Annotated in this window: 18 protein-coding genes; 12 read left to right on the top strand and 6 right to left on the bottom strand. The window is 72.7% G+C overall.

The genetic code is table 11. The annotated features are described in order from the left end of the window. Window positions 1-207 precede the first annotated feature (207 nt). Genes AB0I79_RS32850 through AB0I79_RS32835 form a run of 4 tightly spaced genes read left to right on the top strand, consistent with a single transcriptional unit; the run spans window position 208 to window position 4,179 of the window. On the top strand, window positions 208-1,746 hold the full coding sequence (locus AB0I79_RS32850) for a phenylacetate--CoA ligase family protein (protein ID WP_357881274.1): 1,539 nt from the start codon (window positions 208-210) through the stop codon (window positions 1,744-1,746). Next, window positions 1,743-2,189, top strand: coding sequence for a DUF4188 domain-containing protein (locus AB0I79_RS32845; RefSeq protein ID WP_357881271.1), 447 nt, complete (start codon window positions 1,743-1,745; stop codon window positions 2,187-2,189). The genes AB0I79_RS32850 and AB0I79_RS32845 overlap by 4 nt, the downstream gene beginning before the upstream one ends. Beyond that, entirely contained in the window at window positions 2,186-3,262 is a 1,077-nt protein-coding gene (locus AB0I79_RS32840; protein WP_357881268.1) for a hypothetical protein, read from the top strand. The genes AB0I79_RS32845 and AB0I79_RS32840 overlap by 4 nt, the downstream gene beginning before the upstream one ends. Then, window positions 3,259-4,179, top strand: coding sequence for a hypothetical protein (locus tag AB0I79_RS32835; RefSeq protein ID WP_357881265.1), 921 nt, complete (start codon window positions 3,259-3,261; stop codon window positions 4,177-4,179). The genes AB0I79_RS32840 and AB0I79_RS32835 overlap by 4 nt, the downstream gene beginning before the upstream one ends. Window positions 4,180-4,265: 86 nt before the next feature. Here the strand turns inward: AB0I79_RS32835 and AB0I79_RS32830 are convergent, their stop codons facing one another. Further along, entirely contained in the window at window positions 4,266-5,099 is an 834-nt protein-coding gene (locus AB0I79_RS32830; RefSeq protein ID WP_357881262.1) for an ATP-binding cassette domain-containing protein, read from the bottom strand. A gap of 145 nt (window positions 5,100-5,244) precedes the next feature. On the opposite strand from AB0I79_RS32830, the gene AB0I79_RS32825 reads away from it, so the two are divergent. Continuing rightward, window positions 5,245-6,087 (top strand): hypothetical protein, encoded by an 843-nt coding sequence (locus AB0I79_RS32825; RefSeq protein ID WP_357881259.1) that lies wholly within the window; start codon window positions 5,245-5,247, stop codon window positions 6,085-6,087. Beyond that, window positions 6,084-6,977: a hypothetical protein gene (locus tag AB0I79_RS32820; protein WP_357881256.1), complete on the top strand. Its 894-nt coding sequence runs from the start codon at window positions 6,084-6,086 to the stop codon at window positions 6,975-6,977. Before AB0I79_RS32825 ends, AB0I79_RS32820 begins: the two co-directional genes overlap by 4 nt. Window positions 6,978-6,986: 9 nt before the next feature. Here AB0I79_RS32820 and AB0I79_RS32815 read toward each other — a convergent pair whose 3' ends face one another. Next, window positions 6,987-7,805 carry a nucleotidyltransferase domain-containing protein gene (locus tag AB0I79_RS32815; RefSeq protein WP_357881253.1) on the bottom strand — a complete coding sequence of 273 codons (819 nt, stop codon included), beginning with the start codon at window positions 7,803-7,805 and terminating at the stop codon, window positions 6,987-6,989. 156 nt (window positions 7,806-7,961) lie between these two features. Here AB0I79_RS32815 and AB0I79_RS32810 point away from each other — a divergent pair, with 156 nt between their 5' ends. The 3 genes from AB0I79_RS32810 to AB0I79_RS32800 are packed head-to-tail and all read left to right on the top strand — an operon-like array spanning window position 7,962 to window position 10,537. Beyond that, entirely contained in the window at window positions 7,962-9,197 is a 1,236-nt protein-coding gene (locus AB0I79_RS32810) for a sigma-70 family RNA polymerase sigma factor (RefSeq protein ID WP_357881251.1), read from the top strand. 31 nt (window positions 9,198-9,228) lie between these two features. Next, a complete protein-coding gene (locus AB0I79_RS32805; RefSeq protein WP_357881248.1) occupies window positions 9,229-9,822 on the top strand; it encodes a helix-turn-helix domain-containing protein in 594 nt (197 codons plus the stop codon). Window position 9,823: 1 nt separating this feature from the next. Next, window positions 9,824-10,537, top strand: coding sequence for an SRPBCC domain-containing protein (locus tag AB0I79_RS32800; protein ID WP_357881245.1), 714 nt, complete (start codon window positions 9,824-9,826; stop codon window positions 10,535-10,537). Between the two features lie 81 nt (window positions 10,538-10,618). Here the strand turns inward: AB0I79_RS32800 and AB0I79_RS32795 are convergent, their stop codons facing one another. Beyond that, window positions 10,619-11,179 (bottom strand): GrpB family protein, encoded by a 561-nt coding sequence (locus tag AB0I79_RS32795; RefSeq protein ID WP_357881242.1) that lies wholly within the window; start codon window positions 11,177-11,179, stop codon window positions 10,619-10,621. A gap of 53 nt (window positions 11,180-11,232) precedes the next feature. On the opposite strand from AB0I79_RS32795, the gene AB0I79_RS32790 reads away from it, so the two are divergent. Together AB0I79_RS32790 and AB0I79_RS32785 are read left to right on the top strand one after the other, a co-directional pair. Next, on the top strand, window positions 11,233-11,664 hold the full coding sequence (locus AB0I79_RS32790) for a methyltransferase domain-containing protein (RefSeq protein ID WP_357881239.1): 432 nt from the start codon (window positions 11,233-11,235) through the stop codon (window positions 11,662-11,664). A 142-nt stretch (window positions 11,665-11,806) separates the two neighbouring features. Further along, window positions 11,807-12,292, top strand: coding sequence for a metallophosphoesterase family protein (locus AB0I79_RS32785; protein ID WP_357881236.1), 486 nt, complete (start codon window positions 11,807-11,809; stop codon window positions 12,290-12,292). Here AB0I79_RS32785 and AB0I79_RS32780 read toward each other — a convergent pair. Then, window positions 12,282-13,325: an ABC transporter substrate-binding protein gene (locus tag AB0I79_RS32780; protein ID WP_357881233.1), complete on the bottom strand. Its 1,044-nt coding sequence runs from the start codon at window positions 13,323-13,325 to the stop codon at window positions 12,282-12,284. The genes AB0I79_RS32785 and AB0I79_RS32780 overlap by 11 nt on opposite strands. A 275-nt stretch (window positions 13,326-13,600) precedes the next feature. On the opposite strand from AB0I79_RS32780, the gene AB0I79_RS32775 reads away from it, so the two are divergent. Beyond that, the gene (locus tag AB0I79_RS32775) at window positions 13,601-14,896 is read left to right on the top strand and encodes an FAD-binding oxidoreductase (protein ID WP_357881230.1); all 1,296 of its coding nucleotides are present in this window, start codon (window positions 13,601-13,603) and stop codon (window positions 14,894-14,896) included. 89 nt (window positions 14,897-14,985) lie between these two features. Here the strand turns inward: AB0I79_RS32775 and AB0I79_RS32770 are convergent, their stop codons facing one another. Then, window positions 14,986-16,074, bottom strand: a complete 1,089-nt coding sequence (locus tag AB0I79_RS32770) for a nitric oxide synthase oxygenase (protein ID WP_357881227.1) — start codon at window positions 16,072-16,074, stop codon at window positions 14,986-14,988. Beyond that, complete coding sequence (locus AB0I79_RS32765) at window positions 16,071-17,348, bottom strand: MFS transporter (protein WP_357881224.1); 1,278 nt, start codon at window positions 17,346-17,348, stop codon at window positions 16,071-16,073. Before AB0I79_RS32765 ends, AB0I79_RS32770 begins: the two co-directional genes overlap by 4 nt. Window positions 17,349-17,449 lie beyond the last annotated feature (101 nt).

The raw sequence follows: 17,449 nt of genomic DNA, 5'->3' as shown, positions 1-17,449 counted from the left end.
CCGCCGGCTGCGGTGACGAGCCCGGCGCGCTCCAGCCGCCTCGCGCTGACCTGCGGCCACGACAGTTCGATCACGGGAATGCGCCTCTCTTCCGTTCGACGGCACCCACGCTACGGCCCAATGCGGAAAGCTTTCTTCCGCAAGGGCGAATGCGTTGAAAGTGGACGACAAGTGATCTTCCAGTCGATCCCACTAGTCTCACGGGTCATGATCCGCCTCAGTCCCGCCCTCGGGCCGCTCACCCCCCGTCAGCGCTGGCGCCGAGCCCGGCTCCAGGCCTACTCCTGGACCCTGACCGGCGCGTACCGGCTGGGCACCCTGAACCCCGCGATCTGGCGCATGGTCGCCCGCGGCTACCACCCCGCGCTCGACCGGGTGGCGGCCCGGCACGCCAGGGTGGCCTGCCAGTTCGCGGCCGTGGACGTGCCCGCCTACCGCCACTTCCTGCGCGCGCACGGCGCCGAGCGGGCCCGCCGGCTGGCCGACTTCCCCGAGACGACCAAGCAGAACTACGCCGGCGCGTACGACGAGGCCAGCCGCTGCCAGGAGGGCAGGCTGCACCGGCCCGGCGTGATCGTGGACGAGTCGTCGGGGTCCAGCGGCAAGCCGTACAACTGGGTACGCGGGCCGCGCGAGCTCCAGGGCATCTACCGCAACGCCGCCGGGTACATCGAGCTGGTCTTCCCCGGCAGGCGGCTGTTCGTGATCAACGCGTACTCGATGGGCGCGTGGGCCACCGGCACCACCACCGGGGCCGCCATGGCCCGCATCGCGATGGTCAAGAACACCGGCCCCGACCTGGAGAAGATCTCCGACACGCTGGAGCACTTCGGCCCCGGCTACGACTACGTGGTGGCGGCGTACCCGCCGTTCCTCAAGCACCTGCGCGACCGCCTCGACGAGGCGGGCTTCCCGTGGGAGGACTACCGCATCCGCGGCATGGTCGGCGGCGAGGGCATGACGGAGGCGCTGCGCGACTACCTGGAGGAGCGCTTCGAGGAGGTGCGCTCCGGCTACGGCGCCAGCGACCTGACGATCGGGATGGGCGCGGAGAGCGGCTTCAGCGTACGGCTGCGCAAGCGCCTGGCCACCGACCGGCGGCTGCGCGACGCCCTGCTCGGCCCCGGCGAGCAGCGGCTGCCGATGATCTTCCACTACAACCCGCTGGAGACGTTCCTGGAGGTGAACGCCGGCGGCGAGCTGCTGTGCACGATCAACACCAAGAGCTGCCTGCAGCCCAAGCTGCGCTACAACGTCGGCGACGAGGCCCGGCTGTACACGCTCGCCGAGGTCCGCAAGGCGCTGGGCGAGGACGACTACGCGGCCATGTGGACCGACGAGCGGATGAACCTGCCGCTGCTGTTCCTGTTCGGCCGCAAGGATTCGACGATCTCCTACATGGGGGCCAACCTCTATCCGCAGGACGTCGAGTACGGCCTCTACCAGGGCAACCCGTACGCCGCCGCGATCAACCGCTTCTGCCTGTCGCTGGAGGAGCTGCCCGGCCTGGAGTACCGGCCGGTGATCAACCTGGAGGTACGCGGCGAGGTGGATCAGGGGGCGCTGGCGGAGATCTGCCGCAAGGGGGTCGTGGCGCACCTGAGCGCGGTCTCGCGCGACTTCGCCGAGTCGCTGAAGGAGGACCCGACGGCCGCCGACCTGCGGATCAAGGTGTTCGGGCTGGATGAGGGGCCGTTCGCGCGGCTGACGAAGATGAAGAACGTCTATCTGGTGAAGGACGCATGAGGACCACCGATTTCAGCAGGACGCCGCCGCAGGGGCAGGCGACGGCGATGTTCGTCGGGGCGACCCGTTACCGGGGGCCGCTGTCGATCCTGACGCTCACGCTGACGTGGTTCCGGATGGTGCGCGACATGAAGCGGATGCGCGGCTACCGCTGGCACAAGATCTACTGGGAGTTCCCGTACACGCTGGGCACCCTGGCCTTCTTCGAGGACCGTGACGCGCTGCTGCGCTTCGCCCGCAGCCGCCACCACCGCAAGCTCATGCAGTGGGTGACGGACGGCACGAAGAACGCCACCGGCGGCTACATCCGGCTCTACAACGCCGAGCCCGAGGGGTACAGCAACGGCATCTGGCGAGCCGAGGGCGGCCCGATGGCGCACATCGAGACGTTCACGCCGCTGTCCACCGAGGACGGCGAGGGGCCCCGGGTGAAGCGCTCGTGACCGGGCTGCGGCCCGTCGAGACCCGGCGCGACCTGCGCGACTTCCTCGCCTTCACCGATCACCTGTACGCGGGCGAGGAGCGGTTCGTGCCGCCGCTGCACGCCACGGTGCGCGGGTGGCACCGGCGGGGCGTGCGGCTGTTCCTGCTGCGGCGCGGCGGGCGGGTGGTCGCGCGCACGACGCTGCACACCGACGCCGCGCTGGACGCCAGGCTGGGGCGCGACACCCAGCTGTTCGGGCTGACGGAGTTCGCCGAGGAGGCGGCCGAGGAGCTGTTCGAGGCGATCTGCGCGGCCGGGGCCGCGGCGGGCAGGAAGGCGGCGTTCGGGCCGGTGTCGCTGCTGCCCAACCAGGCGGGCGGGGTGATCACCTCCGGGTTCGGGGAGCGCGGGTTCATCGACAGCGCCTGGAACCGGCCGTACTATCCGGCCGCCTACGAGGCGTGCGGGTTCAGCCGCCGGTTCGAGTCCGACACCTGGATCTGCCCGGTGCCGCAGGAGCCGGTGTTCGCCTTCGACGACGCGCGGGTCCGCGCCGAGGAGCTGCGGGTGCACCGCGGGGACCGGCGCCGGGTGCGCGAGCAGCTGCCGATCCTGCGGGAGATGCTGAATACCAGCTTCGCGCAGCTCGGCTACTACACCGAGATCTCCGCCGAGCAGCTCGCCGAGCAGACGGACGGGCTGGCGTACCTGCTGGACGAGGCGCTGCTGCTGTACCTGACGAAGGCGGGACGGCCCATCGCGTTCGTGCTGTGCCTGCCCGACATCTCCCGCTTCATCGCGGGCATTCGCGGGAACCTGCACCTCGTCCACCAGCTCCGGCTGCTCGCCACCCGCTCCCGCTACCGCCGCGAGGCCGTGCTCATCATCAAGGGCACGGTCCCGGACGAGCAGGGGCACGGCTACATGCGGCTGCTGTCAGGGGAGCTACACGACGGGCTGCGGCGGGGCGGCTACCACACGCTGCGCAGCACGTACGTGGAGCGCGACAACCCCGGCTCGGCCGCCCAGTACGTCGCGATGGGCGGGCGGCCGCTGCACGGCTACACCTTCTATGACAAGGAGCTCGCGTGAGACAGCTCCGGGCGCTGGAGCCCGACTTCTGGCGCGCGCCCAGCGCGCACAACACGCAGCCGTGGACGCTCACCTACGCCGACGGCCAGGCAGCCGTCGGCTGGGACCCGGCCAGGGCGCTGCCCATCAGCGACCCCACGGGGCGTGACCTGCGGCTCAGCCTGGGGGCGTTCGTCGAGTGCTGCCTGATCGTGTGCGCGGACGCGGGCCTGTCCGTCGCCTACCGGCCCGACCCGGGGCCGCTGCGGGTGGGCTTCCTGTACGGGGCCGAGGAGCCGTACAGGACGCCCTTCACCACGGCGGACGTGCGGGCCCGGGGCGCCAACCGCGGCGAGTACCACGCGGGGCGGCTCCCGGACGAGGTGGCCGGCGCGCTGGAGGGGACGCGCCGGCTGCCCTGCCGCGACCTGGCGGACCTGCTGCACGCCGCGGACCTGCACCAGTTCGGGGACCGGGAGGTGACGCGGGAGCTGCGGGCCTGGCTGCGGCTGACCCGGCGGCACCGCCGCTACTTCCTCGACGGCCTCAGCGACCGGGCGCTGGCGCTGACCAAGGTGGAGGCGCTCGCGCTGCGGGCCTCGCTCGCCCTCTACCCGGCGCTGCGGCGGCTAGGCCTGCCCCGGGTACTGGCCGGGGCGTCGCGAGGGCTGCTGGACTACGACGGGGACGTGCTCGTCCTGGTCGGGCCGGTGGACGAGGAGGTGGAGGCGGGGCGGCTGCTGATGCGGCACTGGCTGACGCTGTCGGAGCTCGGGTACACGACGCACCCGCTGAGCCAGATCATCGACTGCGAGGGGACCCGGCGGGAGCTGGCGCGGCGCCTCGGCGTGGCGGATCCCCGCACGCTGCTGCACGTGGCGCGGGTGGGACGGCCCCGGGCGCCCGCCACGCCGTCCGCCCGGCTCCTCAGAGCCTGACCGGGCTCGGGACGCTCACGCCCGCGGCCCGGCGGCTCACACGGGGGCGCTCATGGGAACAGGTTCGGCGCGGGCGGCCCGGCGGCTCACACGGGAACGCTCATGGGGACGGGCTCGGCGCGGGCGGCCCAGCGGCCGTCGTCGCTGCGGACCAGGCGGACCGGATGCTCGAAGCAGGCGCTGACCAGCTCGCTGGTCAGCACGTCCGCGACCGGCCCGGCGGCCAGGCGGCGGCCGTCGCGCAGCAGCATGGCGTGCGTGGTGGTGGCGGGCAGCTCCTCCAGGTGGTGCGTGACCAGCACGGTGGCCAGCGAGGGGTGCCGGGCGCGCAGCGCGTCGATGCTGGCCAGCAGCTGCTCGCGGGCGGCCAGGTCGAGCCCGGTCGCCGGCTCGTCGAGCAGCAGCAGCCGGGGCTGCGGCATGAGCGCCCTGGCGATGAGGGCGCGGCCCCGCTCGCCCTGGGAGAGGGTGGCCCACGTGGCCTGCGCCCGGTGGCTCATGCCGAGCATGGCGATCAGCCGGTCGGCCCGGTCGCTCTCCTGCGCGGTGGGCGTCCAGCGGGGCACGGGCGCGGCGGTGTTGGTCAGCCCGGTCAGCACCACGTCCCGGGCCCGCAGCGGCCCGTCAGGGGTGTGGCGGGGGTTGACGTGCCCCAGGTACGAGCGCAGCTCGCGCACGTCCACCCGGCCCATGGTGCGCCCGAGCACCTCGACCACGCCACGGCTGGGATGGGTCACGGCGCCCAGCAGGCTGAGCAGGGTGCTCTTGCCGGCGCCGTTCGCCCCGAGCAGCGCCCAGTGCTCGCCGGGGTGCACGGTGAGCGAGATGGCGCGCAGCAGGTGGCGCCCGTCGCGGACGAGCTCCACGGCGTCGGCCCGCAACACGGGGCCGCTGTCGGCGGGGCGCGAGACTACGGTCATGCACCCCAACTTATCAGGTCCTCAGACATCTGATGTTTCATGCCAAGGATTCCCCAGGAATTGATTATCGGCGCGTTCCACGTGCGTAGGTCATGCCCCGGCGCGGTACGACCTGGCCTGATGGCGGCGAGCTCTCGGGGGAACGGTGAAGAGGACCTGGCCGGCCGTGGCGACCGCGTTCGCCGCCGCCGCAGTACTGGCGGGCGGCTGCGCGGACGGCCAGGGCGGGGCAGGACAGGCGGGACCAGGCGCTCCCGGACAGACACAGACACAGACACCGGCACAGGCACGGCCGATCATCACCCCGGACGACGAACTCCCGACCGAAGGCAGCGGGGACCTCCCCGAAGCCACGGCCAAGGTGGGGCTGGACTGCCAGAAGATGCTCAAGGAGCGCGACTTCGCGGGTGCGGAGCAGAGGATGGGCCGGGTGGCGACCGGCGGCGGCACCGCCGGAGAGAAGGCGGTCGCGAAGGTGTGCCAAGCGGCGGCACAGGCCAACCAGGGACAATGGCGGAGGGCGCGCCGGACCATTCGCGAGGTGGAGGAGCACCCCGAAGACATTCCCGCTCCGATGCGCCCGGCGATGCTGAGGATGCTCAGCCAATCGAAACTGGCCAGCGCCCTGGCCGTGGGCGACGCCGAGAGCGCCAAGCAGGCCTGGGCCGAGCTCGAGAAGCGCGGCGGCATCCCGCCGGAGTTCCTCAGGAACGCCTGCTCGGTGGCGTCCGATCCGGCCATCCTGCCGGAGTGCGCGACCGTCACGTCGCCGCCCGCCACGACCGAGTCCTCGCCGGACGGAGGAACCCCCTCCGGCGAGGGGTCCCCGTCGGACGGCGAGCATCCGTCGAACGAGCACACGTCCCAGCCCGTGGAGCCCACGGGGTCCGGCCCCGGCCCCACGGACACCGGCGGCCCCGCCGGGACACCCGGTGAAGACGGCTCCACCCCGCAGGAGGACGACGGCCCGGCCCCCGACGAGTCGTGAGCACGTCCCCGGACGAAGGCCGCGGCGCCGGCCAGGACTTCACCCGCGCGTGGGCCGTCCTGGCGCACGTCGTGACGCCGACCACCTTCGTCGCGGCGATCATGATGTACTTCGGGGCGGTGCGCGCCAACACCATGTACGGGCAACTCGGCGTGGACCAGAGCATGCTGGGCCTGTCCTTCCAGGACTACGTGCTGCGCAGCGTCACCCTGACGATAGAACCGCTGATCCTGCTCCTGGTGCTGGCCATGATCGCGCCGCTGGTGCACGGGTGGGTGGTCCGGTCCGCGAGCAGGCACCGTACCGCCGTGCAGCGGGCGATCGTGGTCCTGGCCGTGCTCGGGGTCGCGAGCGTCGTCGCGGGACTGGCGGCCATGAACGGCCGGCTGAGCTTGCCGTCCTACGCCGTGCCCTTCTGCCTGGGGCTCGGCGTCTTCGTGCTCGTCTACGGCCTCTCCCTGTACCAGAGGGTCAGTACGCGCTCCGTCGTCTCCCCCGCCGAGCAGGCCCTCCAGCGCACCCTCTGCGTGGTGCTCCTCCTGATCCTGCTGCTGTGGACGGTCAGCGAGCTCGCACAGCGGCAGGGAATGGAGGCGGCCCACGAGTACCGCTCGGATCCGGGAGCGCTGCCCAGCACGGTGATCTACGCGCCGCGGCGGCTGCATCTGGAGGGGCTCGGGATCGCGGAGACCCCGCTGCCGGACCCCGGGGCGCTGTACCGCTACCGGTACACCGGCCTGCACCTGCTGCTCCATTCCAACCAGCGGTACTTCCTGCTGCCCGCCTGCTGGGCGACCGACCCGTGGGCCCGGGCGATCGCCCTTCCCGCGGACGCTTCGCTGCGGCTGGAGTTCTCCGTGCTCAAGTGGCCGCCCGAGTGCCCGGCCTGATCGCCGGCTTCAGGCGCCGCAGGCGGCGCGGACGTCGGCGACCAGCTCGGCCGCCGCGTCGATGGTGCGGGTGATCTCCTCCGGCGTGCTCCCTACGCCCGCGAGCAGCGCCTGCGCCCGTTGCCCGAACCCCTTCGGGGCCGACGGCAGCCGGTCGGCGGCGGCGACCATGCCCTTCTCGTTGATCAACCAGGCCCCGTCGGCGGCGTGCAGCGCGTGGCAGGCCACGCCGATCGCGCGGAACAGCGCCCCCGCCGCGTACGCCGGGTCCCGTCCGGCTGCCCCGTACCGGGCCGTCATCAGCGCGAAGTCGCACTCCCACAGCCCTGCGACCAGCGCCTTCCGCAGGGCCGGCGGGTAGTGCGCGGCCTCCTGCCGCAGCGCGGCGAGCTCGCCGGCCGGATCGGCGAGCACCTGGCAGAGCGCCACCTCCCCGGCGTAGGCGTGGGAGTAGAAGCCCAGCGGGTGGCCGGCCTGGACGCCGATCTCGTAGCGGCCGTCCCGGCAGTCCCGCCAGATCCGGTGCACGCGGTCGAGGTCGCGGTAGATCCAGTCCACCCGCAGGCCGTCAACGGTGAGCCAGCCGCCGCCGTCCACCCACGGGCCCCAGCCGCCGGGCTCGGTCACGTCGGTGTCCTCGCCCGTCACCTCCCGCGCGAGCGCGCGCAGCCCGGCCACGTCGAGCCGGCCGCGGTAGTAGAGGCCGAGGTCGATGTCGCTGTCGGGCCGATGCGTGCCGCGGGCGCGGCTGCCTCCTAGAGCGACGGCCACCACGCCGGGCACCTCGACCAGCCGGCCGGCGATGGCGTGCAGATCAGGGTTTCGCACGGTACGAGCCTAGGGGACCTTGCCGAGGATGCCGGAGGCGATCGCCCATCCGGGCCGCTGAGCTGGTATTTCCCTGATGTCCGGATGGTGGGGCACCCCTAGGATGGGGGAGGTGACGTACATGCTGGTGATCTACACCGACGAGGTGGCGGGCTGATGCCGGTCGCCGTCGAGGGGCTGCTGCGGGAGCTGGCGCCGCAGGTGCTCGGCACGCTCGTGCGGCGCTACGAGCAGTTCGACATGTGCGAGGACGCCGTGCAGGAGGCGCTGCTCGACGCCTCCGTGCAGTGGCCGAGGGACGGCGTGCCGGACAACCCGCGCGGCTGGCTGGTGACCGTGGCCGCGCGCCGGGTCATCGACCAGATTCGCAGCGAGCACGCGCGCCGGCGCCGCGAGGAGAGCGTGGCGGTCACCGTGGCGGCCGACGAGCTCGTGGCCCCGGCGCCGGGCGAGGAGCGGTCCGGGGACCGGGACGACACGCTGACACTGCTGTTCCTGTGCTGCCATCCGTCGCTGTCGGAGGCCTCGCAGCTCGCGCTGACGCTGCGGGCCGTGGGCGGGCTGACGACGGCGCAGATCGCCAGCGCGTTCCTGGTGCCGGAGGCGACGATGGGGCAGCGCATCAGCCGGGCCAAGCAGCGGATCAAGGCCAAGGGGGCGGAGTTCAGGATGCCGCCGGAGGCCGAGCGCGGCGACCGGCTGCGGGTGGTGCTGCACGTGCTGTACCTGATCTTCAACGAGGGTTACACCGCCACCTCGGGGCCCGAGCTGCACAGGGCGGAGCTGACGGGTGAGGCGATCCGGCTGACCAGGGCGGTGCTGCGGCTGCTGCCCGACGACGGGGAGATCATGGGGCTGCTGGCGCTCATGCTGCTCACCGAGGCGCGCCGCCCCGCGCGTACGGACCGCGACGGGCGGCTGATCCCGCTGGCCGAGCAGGACAGGAGCCTGTGGGACCGGCGGCTGATCGCGGAGGGCGTGGAGCTGGTCACCAAGGCCCTGTCCACGACGGCGCTCGGGCCGTACCAGCTCCAGGCGGCCATCGCGGCCGTGCACGACGAGGCGGCCACCGCCGGGGAGACGGACTGGCCGCAGATCCTGGCGCTGTACGGGGTGCTGTCCGGCGTCGAGGACAATCCGGTGGTCAGGCTCAACCAGGCGGTGGCCACGGCCATGGTGCAGGGGCCGCGCGCCGGGCTCGGCCTGCTCGACGAGCTGGCCGCCGACGACCGGATGGCCGGGCACCACCGGTTGGCGGCCGTACGGGCGCACCTGCTGGAGATGGACGGCGACGCGGAGGGGGCCGTGGCCGCGTACCGGGAGGCGGCGAGGCTGACCACCAGCCTGCCCGAGCGGCGCTACCTGGAGGACCGGGCGACTCGCCTGTCTTGACAATGATTTTTGTCGGTGCGATCGTTTGACCATGCACGAAGTGGCGGTGATCGAGGACCCCGCGGCCGCCGAGGCGTCGCTCGACCCCATGCGGTCGAGACTCCTGGCCGAGCTGGTGGAGCCGGGCTCGGCGACCTCGCTGGCGGCCAAGGTCGGCCTGGCCAGGCAGAAGGTCAACTACCACCTGCGCACGCTGGAGCGGCACGGCCTGGTGGAGCTGGTCGAGGAGCGCAGGAAGGGCAACGTCACCGAGCGCGTGATGCAGGCCACGGCGGCCTCGTTCGTGATCTCCCCCACCGCGCTGGCCTCGGTGCAGCCCGACCCCGCCAGGTCGCCCGACCGGCTGTCGGCCCGCTGGTTGCTGGCGCTGGCGGCGCAGCTCGTACGGGATGTCGGCACCCTGATCACCGGGGCCGCGAAGGCGCAGAAGCGGGTGGCGACGTTCGCCATCGACGGCGAGGTGCGCTTCGCGTCGGCGGCGGACCGGGCGGCGTTCGCCGAGGAGCTGGCCCAGTGCGTGACCTCCCTGGTCAGCAAATATCATGACGAGTCCGCTGAGGGTGGGCGCGATCACCGGCTGGTCGTGGCGGTCCACCCCTCCGTGACCGCGAAGAGGGAGCGCTGAGGTGGGCCGCGACTTCGAGATGCCGCTGGAGGCCATGGTCGAGGCCACCCCGGAGGAGGTCTGGGAGGCCATCTCGACGGGGCCGGGCATCGACTCGTGGTTCATGGGGCGCACCGAGGTGGCCGAGGGGGTCGTTCGCACCGCGTTCGGCCGGTTCGAGCTGCCGCCGTCCGCCGTCACGGCCGCCGAGCCGCTCCGGCGCTTCGCCCACTCCAGCGACAAGGCCGGCGACGGAAGGTTCGTGGCCTACGAGTTCATGATCGAGGGGCGGGAGCGGGGCAGCACGCTCGTCCGCATGGTGACCAGCGGGTTCCTGCCCGGGGACGACTGGCAGGACGAGTTCGAGGCCATGTCCGAGGGCCTGGAGATGTACTTCGCGACGCTGGTGGAGTACCTCGGCCACTTCGCGGGGCGGGTGGCGACGCCGCTCACGGAGTTCGGGCCGCCGGTCGCCGACTGGGCGGTCGCGTGGGAGCGGCTGTACGCCGCGCTCGGCGGGGCGCCCGAGGTGGGCGATCGGGCCAGGGCCGGCGGGGTCGAGGGGGTCGTGTACCACCGCAACTCCCAGACGCTCGGCCTCCGATCGGGTGACGGCATGTACCGGTTCCTGCAGGGATTCGGCGGGTCCATGATCGCCTCGCATCTGCTGTTCGAGGGCGGGGCGGACCAGGGGCCGCGGTGGCGGGCGTGGCTGGAGGAACTGTACGCCGGCTGATCGGCGCGGGACCGGCTCCCGCCCCGACGGATCATCGCCTGCTCCGGCTCGTTCAGCCGGCCGCGGCGCACCCCGCGAACCTCACCTGGGCACCTCCTCGGCCGACGGCACCTGGTTGCCGTCGATCGAGGCCCGTTCGGCCTCCGTCAGACCGGCCGCGGCGAGGATCTCCTGCACCATCGCGTTCTTGCCCCGGCCGTACGCGAGCAAGTCGGCGGCCGTCGCGCCGACGCGCTTCTTCACCGCGGCGTACCGGTCGCGAAGCTCCGGATCGGCTCGCAGCGTGTCCCTGACAGCGCGGTGGTTGCGCAGCGACAGGGACCCCTCGACGATGACATAGGTGTTGGTCGCGGCCAGCCGCGCGGGCTCCCTGAACGCCCACCGCAGGGGGATGCCCAGCTCGCCCAGCGGCGAGAAACCCAGGCCGATCAGGACGTCTCCGGCGGCCTGGACATCGGGCTCGGCCACCACGATGTCGCAGTCGATGACGGGCTTGGCGGCCAGGCCGGGCACCGAGGTGCTGCCGACGTGTTCGATGGAGATCACCGGCACGGCCGCGGCCCGTAACGCGGCGGCGTACTCCTCGCGCAGCGCCTCGAACCGCTCGGGCCATGCGGGGTCGTAGTCGACGACTGTGATCATGACAGTAGCCTAGCGATTCCGGGGTTCTCCGGTCGCGGCCTATCCTGCTGAGCATGCCGACCCGCCTGTCGCCCCGCCTCGCCGCGATCGTGGACGCGCTCCCCCTGGAGCCGCACTTCCGTGTCCTGGAGATCGGATGCGGTCCGGGGGCCGCCGCCCGGGCGGTGGCGGCCCGGCTCGGCGCCGGGCACATCCTGGCCATCGACAGGTCCGCCACCGCGATCGCGCAGGCGCGGGCGGCGGCGGCCGGCGAGATCGCCGCCGGCCGGATGAGCGTCCGCCAGGTCGCGGGCGAGGACTTCGTCCTGCTGCCCGGCGAGGAGCCGTACGACCTGGTGTTCGCCGTCCGCGTCGGCGCGCTCGACGGCCGGCATCCCGAGGCCGGGCAGCGCCTGCTCCAGCGCGTCGCCCTGGCGACCAGGGTAGGGGCCAGGCTGTTCATCGACGGGGGCGATCCGCTGCGGGAACTGCCGATCCCGAGGTGAGAGCGCTCGGCTCCCCACGCGAGGGGGCGGGACCGCCTAGGTGCGGGGGCGCGGCATCCCGAGGTGTGGGGGGCGGGACCGCCGAGGTGTGGGGGCGCGGCTCCCGAGGTGAGGGGGCGCGGCGAGAGGGCATGAGTGACGGGTGAAGGTCGTCGCGATCTCCGACACGCACGCGCCCAGGCGCTGGCGCGCGTGCCCGCCCCGGGTGGCCGAGCACCTGCGCGGCGCGGACGTCATCCTGCACGCCGGAGACGTCTGCGTGCCCTCGGTGCTGGCCGAACTGGCCGCGTACGCGCCCGTCCACGTCGTGAAGGGCAACAACGACGGCCCCGACGTGGTGGCTCCGGAGACGCTGGAGCTGACCCTGGACGGGCTGCGGATCGGCATGATCCACGACAGCGGCCCGGCCAAGGGCCGGCTGGCCCGCATGCGGCGCCGGTTCCCGCATGCGGACCTGGTGGTCTTCGGCCACTCGCACATCCCGCTCGACGAGTCGGGCGGCGGCCTGCGGATCTTCAACCCGGGCTCCCCCACCGACCGCCGCCGCCAGCCGCACGGCACGCTGGGCCTGCTCACGATCGAGCACGGCGCCCTGACGAGGGCCGAGATCGTGCCCGTCACTCCTTGACGACGTCGTCCCGCGACTTGTCCAGGTTGGCCTTGAGCTCCTCCATGACCTTGGCGTAGCCGAGGTAGCTGTAGCGCTCGGCCGCGTGCCACGGGTAGAGCTGGCCGGCCTTGACGGCGGGCAGCTTGGCCCAGGTGGGCTTCTTGGCCATCTCCTCGATCTTCATGGACTGGGAGCGCGCGTCCACGAGGATCACGTCGGCCTGGTACTTGTCGGCGTTCTCCCAGCTCAGAACCTCCCAGAAGCCGCCCTCGCTCTCCGTCGGCCGCTCGGGGTAGACGATCTTGAGGCCCAGGTCGTCGCCCCAGTACTTGATGTCGGGGTGGTCCGGCAGGTAGGCCACGTACAGCGACTCGGGCGTGCCCGTGACGATCATGACGCTGAGGCCGGGCTTGGCGGCGGCGAGTGCCTTCAGCGCGGCGCCGGCGTCCTCGAAGCGCTTCTTGGCCTCGGCCACGGGCGCCGCGTTCAGGTCGGCGCCGAGGGCGGCGGCGAGCCGGCCGTACTGCTCGATGATCCGCACCAGGGGCTTGCCGCTGAGCTGCACGCCGGCGGTCGGGGCGATCTGGTCGACGGTCGCGAGCGACTGCTCGGGGACGTACCAGAGCACGTCCTTCTGATACATGCCCGACACCAGCAGGTCCGGCTGGAGGGAGGCGTACTTCTCGACGTTGAACTCGCCCCACACGTTCCCGATCGACTCCACCTTCGTGATGTCGACCTCGCCCACCTCCGGGTCGCGCCCGCCGTCCTTGAGCTTGTGCGGGCCGAACACCCCGACCGGCCGCACGCCGAAGTCCCACAGCGCGGCGGCGGCGGCCGACTGGGCCACGACGCGCTGGGGGCGCTGCGGCAGGGAGATGTTCTTGCCGCGGTCGTCGGTCCAGGTCCACGGGCCCTGCGAGGCGGCCTGCGAGGACGGCTGTGCGCCGGGAGAGGAGGCGGACGGCGAGGCGGTCCCGCCACAGGCACTGACGCCGAGCAGAGCGGCGGCACCAAGGGCGACAAGGGTGCGTCGCGGGACATTGGCCATGGATTCTCCTCATGGGACAAGCTTTGCCCTTATGGTCGGCATATTAGCTTAGCCTTACCTAACCAAAAAGTCCTCTTGGTGGAGTACGGACCCCGCCCCGTACAACGGGCGGCGTAGCCGGGGCGGCGACGGCCGGCCGATGTGCGAGCGGCCCGGCGGCAAGATCCTGGAGACCTTAAGGGCGGCGGTAAGGCGACAGGAACGCGACCGTAAGCGCCCTCCAGCACTCTGATCTCAGATCACAGAGCAGAGCAGAGCAGAGAAGGGCCAGAGAGATGAGCCAGCCGTACAGCATCCAGGACGAGATCCGCCTCCCCGGATTCACCGGGACCGTGCACCTGCCGGGCGAGCCCGGCTACGACGAGGCCCGCCGCTCGCTGAACCCGGCCGTGGACTCCCGCCCGGCGCTGATCGCCGAGGCGCAGAGCGTCGCCGACATCCGGATCGCGCTGCTGGCGGCCCGCACCCACGGGGTCCCGTTCGCGGTCCAGGCCACCGGGCACGGCACGCACGCCCCCTGCGACGGCGGCATCCTGGTCAGGACCTCCGCGATGGCGTCGGTGCTGGTGGACCCGGCCCGCCGGATCGCCCGCGTGGGGGCGGGGGCGCGCTGGAGCGAGGTGATCGCCGCCGCCGCGCCGTTCGGCCTGGCGCCGCTGTCGGGCTCGGCGCCGTCGGTCGGCGTCACCGGTTACACGCTCGGCGGCGGCCTCGGGTGGCTGGGCCGCAAGCACGGCTTCGCGGCCGACAGCGTGCTGCGGGCCGAGGTGCTGCTGGCGGACGGCCGGCACGTGACCGCGAGCCCCGACAGCCACCCCGAGCTGTTCTGGGCGCTGCGGGGCGGCGGTGGCGGGTTCGGCGTGGTGACCTCGCTGGAGTTCCGGCTCTACCCGGTCCCGGAGGTGTACGCGGGGTTCGTGTACTTCCCGATCGAGGCGGCGGCGCGGACGCTGGAGGCGTACCGGACCTGGATCGACGACGCCCCCGACGAGATCAGCACGGCGGTCGTGCTCAAGCGCATGCCCGACGACGAGCAGGTGCCGGCGGCGGTGCGCGGCAGGCACGTGGTGCTGCTCAAGGTCCTGCACGCCGGGACGGCCGAGGAGGCCCGGCGGCTGCTCGCGCCGCTGTTCCTGGCGGCCGGGCCGGCGCTGCTGGACGAGACGCTGACCACCACCTACGCCGCCGCGGCCATGGGCGGGACGCCGAACCGGCACATGGACATGTTCGACACCGTGCCCGGCGAGGTCGTCGACGCGCTGGTGCGCGCCTCGGAGCAGGCGCAGACGATCGAGATCAGGCACTGGGGCGGCGCGATGAGCCGGCCGAGGCCGGACGCCGGGCCGGTGAGCCACCGCTCCACCAGGCTTTCGGTGATCGTGGACACCGTGGTGCCGGGGCTGGCCGAGGAGCTGCGGCCGTACGCGAACGGCGGGACGTTCCTGAACTTCCTGGCGGACCCGTCGCGGACGGCGGCGGCGTACACGGGGGCGGACTACGGGCGGCTGCGCGAGGTCAAGCGCGCCTACGACCCGGACGGCTTCTTCCGCGTCGGCCACGTCACGAAGTGAGCGTCACTTGCCACGATCGCGTACCCCGCACGAGATCGGCCGGCCAGAAAACAACTGAACAGCGTTCTTCAAGACCGGGCCCTGTGCCGCTAACGGTAGAAGTTGGGCGAGACGACGGCCGGATCGTAGGAGTCGTGGAAGACCGGCGTGGCCGAGGCCGCCGTGGGCGGGATGATCCAGCTCCAGTCGGCGTGCACCTCCTCCCCCGCCCGCCGCCGCGCCCCCACGTACCGGTGGAAGTGGTCGGCCATCGTGTGGTGGTCGAGCATCCGCACCCCGGCCCGCTCGTAGGAGGTGAGCACCGCGACGTTCAGCTCCGTCAGCGCGCGGTCCTTCCACAGCGTACGGTCGTCGCCCGTGTCGAGCCCGAGCCGCCGCGCGACCACCGGGAGCAGGTCGTAGCGGTCGCAGTCGCCGAAGTTCCTGGTGCCGATCTCGGTGCCGACGTACCAGCCGGTGAACGGCGCGGCGGGATAGGTGACGCCGCCGATCTCGAGACGCATGTCCGACACCGTGGGGCAGGAGTACCAGCGCAGCCCCAGCTCGGCGAACCACGGATGGTCCGGGTGGGTGATGGGCACGTCGGGGCAGGCGTCGTGGGGCAGGTCGTGCCGGGTCAGACGGCCGCGCGAGTCGCGGATCAGCACCGGCAGGCGGTCGAAGTCGCCGCCTTGGCCGCTCCAGCCCAGCTCGCGGGCCAGCCGGGTCAGCCCCGCGTTGGCGGGGTCGCCGCGGCGGGTGCCGTCCTGCCGCTCGTAGCCGGCGTACCGGACGAGCTGGGGGCTGACGATCCGCGGGCCGGGAGCGGCGGGCGTGTCGGGCGGGAACACGGTGATGATCGGCCGGACGGCGCCGCCGTTGTGGGCGCGTACCAGGTGGGTGGTGAGGGCGGCGGCGATGGCGTCGGGGTGGTGCAGCCTGCGGCAGTCGCGGACCATGAGCGTCTTCCAGTACAGCTTGCCGATGCACCGGGTGTGGTTGCGCCAGGCGAGCTTCGCGCCGAGCAGCAGTTCGGCGGGCGTGTGCCGGTAGGTGCCCGTCCGGGCGAGCTCGTCCAGGACGGCCGCGCGGCGGCGCGCGTGCCGCTCCCGGTCCCAGTCGAGCTCCTCGGCGCACAGGCTCAGGAACGACTCCGCCTCCTGGCAGACGGTGGCGGCCGGTGCGGTGATGACGCTCATGTATCCCCCGAAGTGGTGGCCGCGGGTGCGGCCTGGTCGATGTCCCGCAGCGGTGACAGGGCGGTGCCGACGGCGACCGCCGTCTGCACCAGGGCCGCGCACAGGAACAGCATCCGCCCGGGCCCGCCCCACGCGGCCAGCGCGCCGCCGACGACCGCCCCGCCGACCACGGCGCCGGCCGGGATGGTCGCGTACGCCGCCGCCCTGCTCACCGAGGCGACGCGGCCGATGGCGTCGGCGGGCACGACGGTCTGGCGGGCGGTGAACCAGGAGACCACGATCACCGACGTGGCCACGCCCTCCACGGCCCAGGCGGCCGCGATCACCCAGACGGCGGGTAGGACCACGGGCAGGGCCATGGCCAGCGCCGACAGCGCCATCCCGTACGCGAGCAGCCTCCCGGTCGGATGGCGGTCGATGAGCCGGGGCGCCACCAGCGCGCCGAGCACCGCGCCCAGTCCCTGCGCGCCGAACACGACGCCCAGGGCCACGCCGGGCAGGTGTTCGACCTCGAGGATGAGGTAGACGAGGTTGCCTTCGACGACGAAGCCGGCGAAGTTCGCGGCGGCCATGAGCAGGGTGCCCCACCAGATCGGCCTGATCGAGCGGAGGATGCGCAGGCCCTGCAGGAAGTCCCTGCCCACGCCCGACAGCTCGGCGCGCACGCCGCCCGCGGGCGCCACCCGCGTGTGCACGTTCGCGATCTGGAGGATGAGCAGCGCCGAGATCGCGAACGTCAGCGCGTTGACCAGCGTGGCCAGCGGCACGCCCAGGGCCGCGATGAAGGCGGTGCCCACGACGGGCCCGACGAAGGCGAGCGAGCTGTCGACGGTCTGCGTCCAGGCGTTGATCCTGGACAGCCGCTCCTTCGGCACGGTGTCGACGACGAAGCCCTGGAAGGCGGGGAAGTAGAAGGGCCGCACGCTGGCCAGCAGGAAGGCGCACAGGTAGAGCAGCGCCACCGACGGCCGGTCCGCCGCGGCCACGAACACGATCACGAGCGCGATCGCGAAGGACAGGCAGTCACAGATGATGAGGATCCTGCGGCGGTCCCACCGGTCCGCGATGACCCCCGCGACCAGCCCGACCACGATGTAGGGGATGAACTCCAGCACGTACGCCAGCGCCGCCGACAGCGCGGACCCGGTGATCTGCAGGATCAGGGTGGGCGCGGCGAACCGGTAGATCCAGTCGCCGACCGACGAGACGAGGAACGCGCTGCGCAGCCGGATGCCCCCCGGGCCGGAGGGCGTGCGTGACAACAAGCGTGCCATGGCAGGGTCCTCCCACGGGCTGACAGGGGTTTCACGGGCGACGGTAACCGCGCGGAACGTCTCCAGGCGAGGGTGGGGCGCCCCGGAGGCGCCCCACCTGG

Origin of the sequence: Nonomuraea sp. NPDC050202, assembly GCF_040656115.1 — a bacterium.
In the GTDB taxonomy this organism is placed as follows: Bacteria; Actinomycetota; Actinomycetes; order Streptosporangiales; family Streptosporangiaceae; genus Nonomuraea.
The sequence above is the reverse complement of the archived record's forward strand: the minus strand, read 5'-3'. Positions and strand labels throughout refer to the sequence as shown.